This window comes from Kineococcus radiotolerans SRS30216 = ATCC BAA-149, assembly GCF_000017305.1.
GTDB lineage: Bacteria > Actinomycetota > Actinomycetes > Actinomycetales > Kineococcaceae > Kineococcus > Kineococcus radiotolerans.
In genome coordinates this window covers 4,176,618-4,189,777 of the sequence record NC_009664.2, presented here as the reverse complement: position 1 = coordinate 4,189,777, position 13,160 = coordinate 4,176,618, and the positions used below count along the sequence as shown (strand labels likewise).

The 13,160-nt window shown below is 74.6% G+C and carries 14 protein-coding genes and 1 pseudogene; 9 read left to right on the top strand and 6 right to left on the bottom strand.

The window, feature by feature from the left end; translation table 11 throughout:
- Positions 1 to 188: 188 nt before the first annotated feature.
- Positions 189 to 1,085: an SDR family oxidoreductase gene (locus tag KRAD_RS20005; protein ID WP_012087479.1), complete on the bottom strand. Its 897-nt coding sequence runs from the start codon at positions 1,083 to 1,085 to the stop codon at positions 189 to 191.
- Between the two features lie 572 nt (positions 1,086 to 1,657).
- Between KRAD_RS20005 and KRAD_RS20000 the strand changes: the two genes are divergently transcribed.
- Both KRAD_RS20000 and KRAD_RS19995 read left to right on the top strand, forming a co-directional pair.
- Positions 1,658 to 2,038, top strand: a complete 381-nt coding sequence (locus KRAD_RS20000) for an ATP-binding protein (RefSeq protein WP_012087478.1) — start codon at positions 1,658 to 1,660, stop codon at positions 2,036 to 2,038.
- A 280-nt stretch (positions 2,039 to 2,318) separates the two neighbouring features.
- On the top strand, positions 2,319 to 3,380 hold the full coding sequence (locus tag KRAD_RS19995) for an aminoglycoside phosphotransferase family protein (protein WP_012087477.1): 1,062 nt from the start codon (positions 2,319 to 2,321) through the stop codon (positions 3,378 to 3,380).
- 83 nt (positions 3,381 to 3,463) lie between these two features.
- Here the strand turns inward: KRAD_RS19995 and KRAD_RS19990 are convergent, their stop codons facing one another.
- Positions 3,464 to 4,012 carry a TetR/AcrR family transcriptional regulator gene (locus KRAD_RS19990; RefSeq protein ID WP_012087476.1) on the bottom strand — a complete coding sequence of 183 codons (549 nt, stop codon included), beginning with the start codon at positions 4,010 to 4,012 and terminating at the stop codon, positions 3,464 to 3,466.
- A 79-nt stretch (positions 4,013 to 4,091) separates the two neighbouring features.
- On the opposite strand from KRAD_RS19990, the gene KRAD_RS19985 reads away from it, so the two are divergent.
- The 4 genes from KRAD_RS19985 (at position 4,092) to KRAD_RS19970 (ending at position 7,125) form a co-directional block, all read left to right on the top strand.
- Positions 4,092 to 4,874, top strand: coding sequence for an SDR family NAD(P)-dependent oxidoreductase (locus KRAD_RS19985; protein ID WP_012087474.1), 783 nt, complete (start codon positions 4,092 to 4,094; stop codon positions 4,872 to 4,874).
- Between the two features lie 436 nt (positions 4,875 to 5,310).
- A complete protein-coding gene (locus tag KRAD_RS19980) occupies positions 5,311 to 5,511 on the top strand; it encodes a hypothetical protein (protein ID WP_041292253.1) in 201 nt (66 codons plus the stop codon).
- A gap of 187 nt (positions 5,512 to 5,698) precedes the next feature.
- Positions 5,699 to 6,064, top strand: coding sequence for a PadR family transcriptional regulator (locus tag KRAD_RS19975; protein WP_012087471.1), 366 nt, complete (start codon positions 5,699 to 5,701; stop codon positions 6,062 to 6,064).
- Positions 6,061 to 7,125 carry a hypothetical protein gene (locus tag KRAD_RS19970; protein WP_012087470.1) on the top strand — a complete coding sequence of 355 codons (1,065 nt, stop codon included), beginning with the start codon at positions 6,061 to 6,063 and terminating at the stop codon, positions 7,123 to 7,125. The genes KRAD_RS19975 and KRAD_RS19970 overlap by 4 nt, the downstream gene beginning before the upstream one ends.
- Positions 7,126 to 7,271: 146 nt before the next feature.
- Here the strand turns inward: KRAD_RS19970 and KRAD_RS24625 are convergent, their stop codons facing one another.
- Both KRAD_RS24625 and KRAD_RS19960 read right to left on the bottom strand, forming a co-directional pair.
- Positions 7,272 to 7,994, bottom strand: a complete 723-nt coding sequence (locus KRAD_RS24625; RefSeq protein WP_049821308.1) for a DUF6518 family protein — start codon at positions 7,992 to 7,994, stop codon at positions 7,272 to 7,274.
- Positions 7,995 to 8,225: 231 nt separating this feature from the next.
- Positions 8,226 to 8,606 carry a winged helix-turn-helix transcriptional regulator gene (locus KRAD_RS19960; protein ID WP_049821307.1) on the bottom strand — a complete coding sequence of 127 codons (381 nt, stop codon included), beginning with the start codon at positions 8,604 to 8,606 and terminating at the stop codon, positions 8,226 to 8,228.
- Between the two features lie 139 nt (positions 8,607 to 8,745).
- Between KRAD_RS19960 and KRAD_RS19955 the strand changes: the two genes are divergently transcribed.
- Positions 8,746 to 9,183 (top strand): RidA family protein, encoded by a 438-nt coding sequence (locus KRAD_RS19955; RefSeq protein ID WP_012087467.1) that lies wholly within the window; start codon positions 8,746 to 8,748, stop codon positions 9,181 to 9,183.
- A gap of 298 nt (positions 9,184 to 9,481) precedes the next feature.
- Here KRAD_RS19955 and KRAD_RS19950 read toward each other — a convergent pair whose 3' ends face one another.
- Positions 9,482 to 10,471 (bottom strand): DMT family transporter, encoded by a 990-nt coding sequence (locus tag KRAD_RS19950; protein ID WP_203417625.1) that lies wholly within the window; start codon positions 10,469 to 10,471, stop codon positions 9,482 to 9,484.
- 82 nt (positions 10,472 to 10,553) lie between these two features.
- Here KRAD_RS19950 and KRAD_RS19945 point away from each other — a divergent pair, with 82 nt between their 5' ends.
- Both KRAD_RS19945 and KRAD_RS27850 read left to right on the top strand, forming a co-directional pair.
- Positions 10,554 to 11,459, top strand: a complete 906-nt coding sequence (locus tag KRAD_RS19945; protein ID WP_041292250.1) for a LysR family transcriptional regulator — start codon at positions 10,554 to 10,556, stop codon at positions 11,457 to 11,459.
- Between the two features lie 156 nt (positions 11,460 to 11,615).
- Positions 11,616 to 12,126, top strand: a pseudogene (locus tag KRAD_RS27850) (putative immunity protein).
- A 61-nt stretch (positions 12,127 to 12,187) separates the two neighbouring features.
- Here the strand turns inward: KRAD_RS27850 and KRAD_RS24620 are convergent.
- Positions 12,188 to 12,964 (bottom strand): DUF6924 domain-containing protein, encoded by a 777-nt coding sequence (locus KRAD_RS24620; protein WP_157873661.1) that lies wholly within the window; start codon positions 12,962 to 12,964, stop codon positions 12,188 to 12,190.
- Between the last annotated feature and the right edge of the window lie 196 nt (positions 12,965 to 13,160).

Here is a 13,160-nt window from a genome sequence, read left to right as displayed (position 1 = left end):
TCGCTGCCGCAGGCTCACCCGGTGCCGCTCCCACCGGCGGTGGGGCGCACGGTGCACACGCTCACCGCGGGTCCCGGGACCACCGGCCGGCCGGCTGCCCGCGGCGGCCGGGCCTCGCGGTCCCGTCCGGTGGCCGCGAGGGGGTGCACCCCCCGTCGGCCACCGACGGGCCCGTGGTCGGGGGCGGTTCAGGCGAGGGGCGAACCGCCGGTCACGCCGAGGACCTCGGCGGTGATGTAGCTGGACTCCTGGGAGGCGAAGAACACGTACGCCGGGGCGAGCTCGGCCGGCTGCCCCGCACGCCCCAGGGGAGCGTCCTCGCCGAAGGTCTCGACCTTCTCCTCCGGCATCGTCGCCGGGATCAGCGGTGTCCAGATGGGGCCGGGGGCCACGGAGTTCACCCGGATGCCCTTCTCGGCCAGCATCTGGCCGAGTCCCTTGGTGAAGTTGACGATGCCGGCCTTGGTGGTGGCGTAGTCCAGCAGCGGCGGGGAGGGCTGGTACGCCTGGATGGAGGAGGTGTTGATGATGGTGGCGCCGGGCTGCATGTGCGGGACGGCCTTCTTGCACAGCCAGAACATGGCGTACAGGTTCGTCTTGAGGACCCGGTCGAACTGCTCGGTGGTGATGTCCTCGATGCCACCGGGCTGCGCCATCTGGTAGGCCGCGTTGTTCACCAGCACGTCGATGCGCCCGAACTCCGCGACAGCGCGGTCGACGACCTGCTGGCAGGCGTCCTCCTCGCGCAGGTCCACGGGTACCGCGACGCCCTTGCGCCCGGCCTGCTCGACGTGGCGGATCGTGGTCTGCGCGTCCTCCTCCTCCTCGGGCAGGTAGGCGATGAGGACGTCGGCGCCCTCACGGGCGAACGCGATCGCGACCGCGCGTCCGATGCCGGAGTCCCCACCCGTGATGATCGCCTTCTTGCCGTCCAGGCGGTTGCTGCCCCGGTAGGAGTCCTCGCCGTGGTCGGGCTGGTCACCCATGTCCCGGGTGCGTCCGGGGTGGGGGATCTGCTCGCCCTCGGAGTCGGGCTGGGAGAACTGCTCCTGCGGGTCCTGGGGCTGGGTCTGGTCCTGGGACATGGCTACCTCCGTCGTCGGGTGTGTCGACGGTGGCCTACCCCGCGAGGGCCCGGTTCACGCCTCCGGCCCGAGGTTCCTCACCACCGACCCCCGTCGCCACCGGTTCGCGGGCCGGCCCACGCCGGCCGGACGCCGGTTCCAGGTTGTCGTGGCGCGGTGTACCGATATCCTTCGATGACGGTCCAACGACGGCCTGACGACACTCCGCACCTGGAGTACCTGACATGGCGTCCACGCCCTGCTCCCCCCGCCTCCCGCGCGCCACCTCGTCGTGCCCGCACCGACGTGTCGTGGCGCCCGGGACTCCCCGTCACCGCCGCCGACGGCAGGGGTGGTCCGGGTCCTCCTGAGGAGGCGCTCCCGCTCCCGGCGGCCACCCGGCGAGGAGCGACGCCTCCCCACCTGAGGTCCTCCCCGGACGGGCCGCGGCACGCACCCGCCGCCGAGCGCCACCACCGGGCTCAGCCGGGTCGCCGACGGTCCGGCCGCCGGGACCGTGGGCGCCTCCTCCCCTCCCCCCAACCGCAGGGCCGGGGATCCAGAACACCCAGAACACCCAGAGAGGCAGAACCGTGAGTTTCGACCCGGGCACCAGCGACGAGGTTTACCTCACCCTGGCGCCGAACCCGGACGCCCTCGCCCAGGCGCGACGCCTCCTCGACCTCTACGCCCAGCAGAGCGGGATGCCGGAGGAACGCGCGGACGACGTCGTCCAAGCAGCGGGGGAACTGATGGCCGTGGGTGGGCGCGCCCACCACGTCCTCGGCGTGGCCATGCGCGATGAACCCGGCCAGCTCAGCGTCCTGGTCGACCTGGCCGGACCCGTCGTCGTCGACGTGTCCGACGAGGCGGAAGGACTGCTGAACGGGCTGAGCAGCCAGTGGGGTTGGCGCCAGTTGCCGGGGTGCACCCAGGTGTGGTGCGACGTCGCGAAGGACCCGTCGGAAGCGTGATCCCGCCGGAGGTGGGCGGGTGGCCAGGTGCCACCCGCCCACCGGTGGTGGATCACCAGCCCGCTCGGCGCCGAAACCCCCAGGTACGTGCCGACGAGCAGCACGAGCAGGGCCCGCGCGCCGCCTTCCGCCCACGCTCGCAGCACGACTCAGCGGCGAACCTCCGCCGAACCCTGCCCCCGCCGAAGCGCCTCGGCCGTGAACGGGTGATCCGGTCGTCCCGCTGTCGTGCCCCCCGCCCGACGACCAGGCCGTCGCTCCGCCTGCGAGGATCGCGGCCATGCCCCCGCGGCAGCGCCGGACGCTGAGGTTCAACCCGGACAACGCCACCACCGGTGTCGTCGAACGCGTCCTCGCCCCCGACGGCACCACCCGCATCCACAAGCAACTGCGCCGCGCCGGAACCGTCGCCACCGCCCCCGCGCACTGGGCCTCCTCGGCCACCCCCAGCGACTGGAACTACTGGGCCCGCGAAGCCGAGGTCTACACCGACCCACGACTGCGGGCCTCCCTCACCGGTACCGGCCTGGACCTGCCCACCGCCGACGTCCGCCCCGGTGAGGAGGGCATCGACCTGTGGCTGGAGGACGTGCCCGGTACCGCCGGGGCCGACTTCACCCTCGACGACCACGTCGCCACCGCCACCGCGCTGGGGCGCTGGCAGGCCCGACCCCTCCAGCCCACCCCGGCGTGGGCCTCGCACGGCTTCCTGCGCGCCTACTCCACCAGTCGCCCCGGCGACCTCACCCTCGTCGACGACACCGCCGAAGCCGACGCGGCGTGGGAGCAGCCCCTCATCCGCGGCACCTGGCCCCCTGACCTGCGGTCGGGGTGGGCGCGGCTGCTGGCCCACCGCGAGGACCTGCTGAGGGTGGTGGAGACCCTGCCCCGCACCCTCTGCCACCTCGACGCCTGGGTCGCCAACGTCATCCGCCGCCCCAACGGTGAGGTCGTCCTGCTGGACTGGGCCTTCGCCGGCGACGGCGCCGTCGGGGAGGACCTCGGCAACTACCTGCCCGACGCCGTCTTCGACCTGTTCTGGCCCGCCGAACGCCTCGCGGAACTGGAAGCGGCCTGCTTCCCCGCGTACCTGGAGGGGTTGCGGGCCGGCGGCTGGGACGGCACCGACCGCGACGCCCGCCTCGGGGTCGTCGCCTCCTGCGTGAAGTACACCTGGCTGCTGCCCCTGCTGCTGCAGAAGGCCGCCGACACCGAGCACGACGCCTACCACCAGCGCGCCGACGCCGTGCACCTCCACCACCAGCGCGGCGTGGCCCTGTCCCACCTGGTCAGGTGGTGCGACGAGGCCCTCGACCTGGCCGGCGGGACGACCTCACGGTGATCTCGCGGTCCGGGCACGATCACGGTCACCCGCGGACGTCCTGACCGGCCACGACCGGACGGTCGCCGCGGGCAGCGGATCCCTCAGGCACCGGCGCTGCGCAGACCGCGGAGCACCACCTGCAGCAGCTCTTGCGCCGGGGCGCTCTGCGGGGAGAGCCGCGCACTGCGAACCGCGTGCGCCAGACCGCACATCAGCAGCAGGACCGTGGGCGCGTCGATCCCGCGGTGCACCTCCCCCGCTGACCGGGCCCGCTCCAGCAGGGCCGCCAACTCCTCGATCAGGTCCTGACGCATCGCGGCGGTCTGCGGCAGCGCCGGCGTCGCCCGGGCGGTCACCTTCTCGAACACCTCGTCCGCGGCCAGCAGGGTGAAGTGCGCTCGCAGCGCCGGTTCCAGCACCGGACCGGTCGGGGTCCGGAGGATCTCGCCCAGCTCCTCGAACCGGTCCCAGACGAGCACCTCCTCGAGTTCCTCCACGGAGGCGAAGTGCCGGTAGACCGTGCCCACGCCCACCTCGGCGGCGCGGGCGACCGCGTTCAGGGCCAGCGGTTCCCCCTGCGCGGCCACCTCGCGCGCAGCGTCGACGATCCGGGCGCGGTTGCGTGCGGCGTCCTTGCGGAGTCCCTCCATCGGAGCAGTCTAATCGGAGGGCCTATCGAAGTGGATAAGTCATCCGATACGGTGGGGAACTCCCACCGGAAGGACCACCGTGAACACCCCGACGAACACCTCGACCCGCCCCCTCGCCGTCATCACCGGCGCCAGTTCCGGCATCGGTGAGCAGTTCGCGCGCCGCTACGCCCGCGAGGGGTTCGACCTGCTCCTGGTCGCCCGCTCCGCCACCGTCCTGCACGCCCTGGCCGCGGAACTGAGCCACGAGCACGGCACCACCGTCGACGTGCACGTCGCCGACCTCGCCGACCCCGCCGACCTCACGAAGCTGACCGGTGAGCTGGTGAGCGGACTCCCCCGCCTGGACCACCTCGTCAACTGCGCCGGCGTCGCTCCCGGAGGGGACCTCGCCGACACCGACGAGAGCACCTTCCGGCACCTCGTCGAGCTCAACGTCGTCGCCCTGACCCTGCTCACGCGCGCGGCCATCGTCCGGATGCGCACCGCCGGCCGCGGCACGATCGTCAACGTCTCCAGCTCAGCCGCGTACCAGCCCACCCCGCACCTCGCGGCGTACGGGGCGACCAAGAGCTACGTGCTCATGCTCACCGAGGCGATGTCGGAGGAGAACCGCGCCCACGGCCTGAGGATCCTGTCGGTGGCCCCCGGGGACACCGAAACCCCGATGAACCCGGGACCCACCCGGAACAAGCGGCAACCGGTGCAGGTCGTCGACACGACCTTCGCGGCCTTGGCGGGGAAGGCCCCCTCGGTGGTGGACGGGCTCGCGAACAGCGTCATGGCCACGCTGTCCAGCCGCCTGTTCCCCCGGCGCCTCCGGCTGCAGGTGGCCGAGCGGATGATGCGCGACAAGGCCTGACCCGACGGCGGCGAGCGCGAGGCCGCCGCGTCGGGCTCCGGGCTGCGTGACCTCCAGAGCGCGAGAGCCGGCGTCCTCGCCGGGGCGAGCGCGCTGCTGGTGGTGGGGTGGTGGGGTGGTGGGTCTGCACCGACGGCCGATCACCGGCTCCGCGCGCTGACCGGGGTTCACCGCGACTGCCCGAAACCCACCCCGCCCACCCCGGGGGCCGCACGCCAGGAGGCGAGCGCTCGTCATGGGGGCAGCGCGTGCTCGCGGGCGGCCACGACGTCGCGGCCACGTCGAGGTCCTGGCAGGCGCCGGTGACCCGCACTGGTACCGGTGATCACGCACACCGCCGCGGGCCTCGCGGGCCACCGGTCACGCCAACCCCTCGCCCCACCTCCCTGAGCGCGAGCAGACTGCTGGGAAGACGGTCACCGCCACGGTCGAGGGGATGAGCACCATGAGCGAGCACGACCCGGGGGCCCCGCCGAACGCCGGGGCCAGCCCCGACCCCAGAGCGCGGTACCGCACCCTGCCTGCGCCGATCCGCATCGCGGACACGACCGAGAGCCGGGCCCCCTTCCCGCCGTCCCCGGACCCGACGGAGGGGACGGACCCCAACCGCGACGTGGCGGTCCGGTACCCGCTGTGAGGCCGGGGTGTCCGGCCCGCGCCACCGGGCCCCCGGGGTCCGCGGCACCGCGAACCGACGGCTGAACCGCGATCCGGGCGGGGCGTCGAGGCCGGCGACGTCGCGGTTCCGAGACGGCCGCGCACCCACTTCCTAGTCTGAAGTCGGACTAGTTGACTTCCAGGCCAGCCACGCCCACAGTGGTCCCGTGGACGGGGTTCGTTCGGGCGAGTGGCAGCGGGGGGTCCTGGCGACCTGCGCGCTGGCCGTCCTCGCCGACGGCGAGACCCACGGGTACGCGATCGCCCAGCGGCTGCAGGCCGCCGGCATCGGAGCCGTGCGCGGCGGCGCCCTCTACCCCGTCCTGAACAAGCTGGAGCAGGACGGGCTGCTGACCTCGACCTGGCAGGAGGGGACCGCGGGCCCGGGCCGGAAGGTCTTCCGCCTCACCGCCTCCGGCCGGGAACGCACGCAGCAGGTCCGCGACGGGTGGCCCGCCTTCGCCGCCGCCGTCGCCGGAGTCCTCGGCGTGCGGCTGGAGACACCCGTGACCGTCGACGAGGGGGAGAGATGAACGCCGACCTGAGCGAGGACGACCGGTCCGTGACGGGACCCGACCAGGACCGGCCCACCGCCGGCGACGAGGACTGGGCCCGCCGGGTGCGCGCCGGCCTGCTGCGCGACGACGTCCCGCAGGTGCTGGCCGACGCCGTCCTGGAACAGGCCCGCGCGGCGTGCCGGGACTCCGGCCGGCCCGCCACCGAGGTGTTCGGAACACCCTCGGAGTACGTGCGGCAGCGGCCGCAGGAGTCCCTCGACCCCGAACTGCGGGCCCGCTACGACCGGGACGGCCTGCCCGAGGGTTTCGACGCCTCCGCCGTCGTCCTGCGCCTCGGCGTCGTGGGGCTGGCCATCTCGATCGGCACCACCGCCCGCGAGGGGTGGACGGCGGAACACGGCTACGCCCACGCCGCGCTCCTCGCCGCCGTCCTCGCCACGTTCCTCCTGGGCGGTGAGGCGCTGCGCCGACGCGGCGCGGGGCGCCTGCGCAGCAGCCGTTCCGCGTGGGTGGGAACGGCCGCGGTGGCGGTCGCGGGTCTCGGGGCGGCGTGGGCGCTGCGTGACGACCCGGCGCGCGTCGACGTGCCCATGTCGGCGCCCCTGCTCGCCTGCGTCGCGATCGTCGCGGCGGGGGTCCTCCTGCGGAGGCGACGAGCGGCCGCGGGAACTGCGGGAGTTCCTGACGACACCACCCCCGACAAGTGGTTCACCCGGCTCGAGCACCTGCTGCGCGGACGGCACCTCATGGCCCCGGCGAGAACCCGCCGGGAGGTCGACGAGGCCCGGGCGTTCTGGCGGGCCGGCGGCACCGAGCACCCGCAGGTGGAGTTCGGGACGCCGCAGGCGTACGCCGTCGTCCTCACCGACGGGGACGACGCACCGCGCCGGCGCCGGGCGGCCTGGCGAGCGGCGGCCGCCACGCTGTTCGGGGTCCTCGCCCTGACGAACCTCGCGCGGTCACTGATCGACGGCGAGACGGGAGGGTGGTGGCGGACCGTCGTCGCCCTCCTCCTGTGCGGGGCGGCGGTGGCCTCCTGGGTGCGCCTCGCGCGGGCCCGCGCGCCCCGGCCCTGAAGCCGGACCACGAGCGGGGCGACGTCCACGTCGTGGGCGTTCCCCGCCGGTAGCGCCCGGCGGGCATCGACCTCCGGGTCGACCTCGCCGCCGGGGCGGCGCCGCACCCCACCGGGTACCCGGAGCAACGCCGGCCGCAGCCCGGTTCAGGTCACGACGAGGTGCAACAGCACTTCGCCGGCCGCACCCAGCGGCAGCACCAGCAGCAGCCACGCCGCGGCCGCACCGACGCCCCGGGCACGCGCACCGCTCGCCCGCGCCGCAGACGCGGTGGCGCCGAGCACCGCCACGAGGACGGCGCCGAGGACGCAGAAGACGACGGCGTCGCCCGTGTAGCGCAGGTAGACGCCGTAGGTGACCACACCCTCCGCGAGGAAGACCCCACCGAGCAGCGCCGCCCCCAGCGCGGCCACGCGCAACGGACGTGCCCGCCGCCAGCACCACCCGGCCATCCCCAGGACCGGCCCACCGAGGACACCGGTCGCGGTCCACATCACGACCGTGGCGGGGTTGACGCCGAAGCCGCGCGCCGCGGACACGGCGTAGTAGCCGGCGACCTCCCCGAAGCACACCAGGACACCCGCCAGCACCGCGGCCCAGGGCCGCCTGCTCCAGGCCCCGACCAGGAACGCGGGAGCGACCCAGGGGCCCACGGCGTTGGCCAACCCGGCGAAGGGCCAGGGCAGCACCGTCTGCAAGCCGGACGTCGCCGCCCCCCAGCCCACACCGATCAGCACCGCCGCCCCGAGCACCGGCGCCGCCCCCAGGCCGCCCGGACCACCGTCCGGTTCACCGCTCCGCTCGGTGCGCCGACCGAGCCCGGCCCACGGGGTGCGCGGCGAGGTCGGCGGGGCGGCGGGTCGGCTCATGACCCGAGGGTGCCGCGACGGAGGTGGCCGGGGCATCACCGCGTGGGCGGATCATCGGCTCACGGTCCCTCATCCCTGGGGTGGAGGGCGGGGCTCGACGACGGACCCGGGTTCGCGGTCACCCCGCGATCCGGGCCGGACGTCAGCGGCCGGCGACGTCGCGGTCCTGCTCGGCGCACGGGTGATCGGGGCCGGCTGGCCGCTGGAACGGACGAGGCCGCGCGAGCGGACTCACTCCTCGAAGCGGGCCCGGGCCGCCTCCACCTGCGGCAGGTGCACGGTGGTCCAGCGCAGCAGCGCATCGACCGGCTCGCGCAGGGTCTTGCCCAGCGCGGTGATGCGGTACTCCACCGCCACCGGCCGCGAGGTCACGACCGTGCGCTCCACGACACCGTTGCGCTCCAGTCGGCGCAGGGTCGCGGTCAGCGACTTCCCCGTCACCGCCGGGATCGCGCGTCGGAGTTCGCTGAACCTCGAGGGCCGTTCGCACAGCTGCTCCATCACCTGCAGCGACCACTTGTCCAGGACCTGGTCGAGCAGCTCCCGGTGCGGGGCGGCGATCTCGAGGACCTCGGAGCGGGGACGGGAACGGGGGTGGGTGGTATCCGGCACGACACCTAGTCTCGTTGAAGTTCCCGACAGATACCAGGTAGCAATGAGACACCAGCGGGAGGAGTCGGCGGACCGGGCCCCTCAGCCCGGTCGTCGAACCGGACCCGACACCCGGCCCGCTCGACGCCCGCCCCACCCGATGCCCGTCCAACCCAGGGAGCCGTCCGTGACCGTGCAGTTGTCCAGCCCCGAGAGCCTCATGCAGCCCGTCCCCTACGCCCACGTCGCGATCGGCACCGGCACCCGCCACGTCCACGTCGCCGGCCAGATCTCCCGCGACGCCCGGGGGCGGGCCCTGGCCCCGGGCGACCTCGCGGGGCAGGTCGCCCACGCCCTGCGCAACACCGGCGCGGGCCTGCGCTCCGCCGGCGCCGGTTTCGGCGACGTCGTCCGGTTGACCTTCTACGTCACCGACTGGAGCCCGGAGAAGATCGAGGCCTTCATGGCCGGCGTCCAGGAGGTCGGCGAGGAACTGGGCCTGCCCCAGCCGATGCCGCCGTCCTCGCTGATCGGAGTCGACCACCTGTTCGAGCCCGACGTGCTCGTGGAGGTCGAGGCCACCGCCGTCACCGACTGAGCACGGACGAGCGACGTCGCCCCGCGGCCCGGAGCGGGTCCTCGTCGAGGACCCGCTCCGGACACCTCGGCCGTGCCGCGCTCGGGGCGCGGTGGGCTCGATCGCGGGGAAGCGCGGTCGCCGCCGGAGGCGGGACCCCCGCCGCAGCCGTGGGGGGACGGGAACCTGGTGCGGCAGCGGCTGCACCCGCCCGGGAGTGAGCCGCAGGAGGAGGTGGTCGTCGAGACGCGGATCGTGGTGAACGTCGGGGACACCGGTGGGTGTCACGACGCGGAGGGCGTCGAGAGCGGTCCGCGCCTCACCGCGTCTCGAGGTGCGGGGCCGGGCGGGCGGGTGAGGACCGTCGCGTCGTGGCGACGGCGACGCCGGCCAGCGCCAGCGCGCCCCCGAGCAGGGCCAGAGCCGGCGGCGTCTCGCGGAGCACGAGCCAGGAGAGGACGACCACGACCGCGGGGACGGCGTACGTCGTCGCCGCGGTGCGACCGGCGCTGGTGCGGGACAGCACGTAGCCCCAGGTCGTGAAGGCCACTGCGGTGGGGAACACCCCGAGGTAGACGACGCTGAGCACGGACGAGGCGGGCGCGGCCGCGACGGCCCTCACCAGCTCGGGCGCGAAGGGCAGGCACGCGACGGTCCCGGCGAGGCACCCGACCAGGGTCATCGTCGGTGCGTCCACGTGCTGCAGCAGCCGCTTCTGGAAGGTCGCGGCCGTCCCGTAGATCACCGCGGCCGCGATCCCGAGCAGGACACCGACCGCGTCGTACCGGCCGGTCGACGTCGCGGCGGCGACGACGACGACGCCGAGGAAGGCGACGGCCATGCCCGCGATGAGTCGTCGGGGGAAGCCCTCACCGAGGACGAGGCCGGCGAGCACGGCGGTGACCATCGGGGCGAGGTTGACCAGCAGGGCCGCGGTCCCCGCGTCGACGTGGTGCTCCGCGGCGTTGAGCGCGATGTTGTAGACCCCGAACCAGGCCACCCCCCAGAGGACGATGCCGACCAGGACCTTCCGCGGTGCGTCGCGCAGCCGCCCGCGCTGCGGAGTCGCCCCGCCGGCACGGGCTCCCCGTGCGCGCAGCACCGAGTGCAGGAGCGCCAGGCCGAGGGACCCCACGACAGCGCGCGCGAGCGTCAACGGTCCGGGGTCGAAGTCCTCGGCCGCGGCGCGGATGCCCACGAACGCGGACGCCCACAGGACCACGGTCACCGAGGCGGCGCCCACGACGAGGGCACGGTCGCGTCGGGCCGGGGTGTTCACGGGCACATCGATCGCACCGGGCTGAGTCACGGGTCGATCATGGCAACAGCACCGGTCCAGCACCAGCACCGATTCCTACCGGACCGTGCAGTCGGACTGTACTGTCCGGGGCATGCTCGACGTGCACCGCCTGCGCGTGTTCCGCTCCGTCGTCGCCAGCGGCTCGATCGCCGCCGCGGCGGCGAACCTCGGGTACACCCCGTCCGCGATCAGCCAGCACGTCGCCGCCCTGCAGCGCGAGACCGGTCTCGTCCTGCTGGAACGAGCCGGTCGCGGCCTGGTGCCCACCCCCGTCGGACTGGCCGTCGCGGCCCAGGCCGACGCGGTCCTCGCCCGCCTCGGGGAGGCCGAGACGGCCATCGCGAGCATGAGGGCCGAGCGCACGGCCCACCTCTCGCTGGCGTACATCTCCTCGGTCGGGTCGACCTGGCTCCCGGAGGTGGCCCGCCGGCTCACCCAGGCCCATCCCGAGGTGGACCTCGACCTCCAGCTGCTGGAGGACTCCACGCTCGAAGGCACCGAGCGGCCCGACGTCCAGCTCGTCGTCGGGCCCGGCACGCCGGTCCGGGCAGGCGCCGGCTTCGACGTGCACCGCCTCGCCGAGGACCCGTACCGGGTGCTCCTGCCGGCCACCCACCCCCTGTCCGGCCGTCGCGAGGTCGAACTCGCGGAACTGGCCACCGACAGGTGGATCGACAGCGAACCCCGGGCCGGGTGGTGCCGCGGCAACCTCCTCGAGGCCTGCACGGCGGCCGGGTTCGCACCGGCGTTCCACGTGCAGGCCCACGACTACGCCATGTCCGCCGCCTTCGTGGGCGCCGGGCTCGGCATCACGGTCCTGCCCGCCCTGGCCGCGCACACGCTGCCGGACGGCGTCCGCTCCGTCCCCGTCGTCCGTCCCACGCCGACCCGGACCATCTACGTGGTGGTCCGCAAGACCATCGCGCAGTGGCCCCCGGCGCTCCTGGTCGTGGACACCCTCGCGTCCATGGTGGAGACGACGCCCCCTCGGGGCTGAGGGACGGCGCGGCCCCCGTCCACCGCGCGCACGCCACCGGGGCCGCTCGATCGTTCCGCGGTCGCGGTCGTCGATGATGGCGGGATCCCGCCGACGACCGCGGCCGGCGCCGGCGGACCCCCACCCCGCTCCCCGCCCGGCTGGCACCCTGGTCCCGTGATCCTCCCGAAGGTCCGCGACCCGCGACTGGTCACGATCCGCCGCGGCGGAACCCTCACCGACGACGACCACCGGCTCCTCGCCCTGTGGGCCGCCGACTGCGCCGAACACGTCCTGCACCTCTTCGAGGACGAACGACCCTCCGACACCCGCCCGCGCGAGGCCGTCGAGGCGGCACGCGCCTGGGCCGACGGCAGCCTGGCGATGATGGACGCCCGCGCTTGCGGCGGGCACGCGATGGGGGCCCGCCCGTCCCCTGCGGTCAGCCGCCCGTCACGCCGCCTACGCCGCCGGCCAGGCCGCGTGCGTCCCCCACGTGCCCGAGCACGACCTCGGCGCCGCCGCCTACGCCATCAAGGCGGCCCGAGCAGCGGGCACGGCCGGTTCCACCGCCGGACGGCTGGAGCGGGACTGGCAGCGCGCACGGCTCCCGGAACGGATCCGGGCGCTGGTGCTCGAGGACCAGGCCAGGCGCAACGCGATCTGCTGGTCCGTCTTCGACGACTGAGGGAACTCCGCGACGGGACACCCCGCTGGTCACCGGACGGATCTCCGGCCCCCTCAGCAGATCAGTCGAAGCCGCGGAAGACGCCGTCGGGATCGGCGGCACCGGCGAACTCCTCCCAGTCCACGTTCGCGATGGACAGGTTGTTCTCCACCGACGCCAGGGCTCCCGGCGCCACCCGCAGTTCCCGGGTCCCCTCCTCGCGGACTTCCAGGACCAGCAACGGCATCTGCGGCGAGGAGAGCGCCGTCGCGTCGGCGATGACGAGCAGCACGTGCGGAGGGGCGGCCGCCGCGATGTCGGCGACGGAGGCACCCGCCCACCGCTGGTGGTCCACGGTGCTCAGGTAGGGCACGAACCCCTCTGGGCTCGGCGTCCGCACAGCGGTCAGCAACGCCTCCCACTGCGCGGGGTGGGTGAAGTCGGTGCGGATCAGCAACGATCCCCGGTCCGCCGGCAGCTCCCCCGAGGCCGCTGCGGCGTCGTCCTCGGCCGTCAGCTCCGGGTGCCCGGCCATCACCTCCCGCAACCGTTCGGCGTCGGCGCGCTGAGCGTCCTCCTCCGACCACCCTCCCCGCTGCTTGGCCAGGGCCGCCAGCCGCTCCCGCTCGGCCTGCGGGTCCGGGGTGGTCTCCACCACGCACAACCACGCATCGCCCTCCGCGCCGGGGTCCGGAGGTGGGCATCCCGGCGGGAAACCCCCGTCCGGGGCCGAGTCGGCGCTCACCGCCGGGGTCTCGTGCTCGGACGGACCCGCGGCGGCGGTCCCGGCCGGCTCGCCCGGGGAGCCGCAAGCGGTGACCGCCACCACCAGGACGGTCAGGAGCAGGACGCGATGCACCCCCCGAGTCTGCTCGATGACCGGCGGGCCGAGGACGCGGACGGTCACGTCGGCCCTGTTCGGAGCAGTCGGTGTCCTCGGAGCCCCCGGCGTCGGCGACCTCCGCACGGGCCGGGGCGTTGCCCTCCGACTCGATCACGGCCAGAGTGGAGCCGTGCCGCGGCGTCGGGGTCCCACCACCGCACCGGTCGGCGCC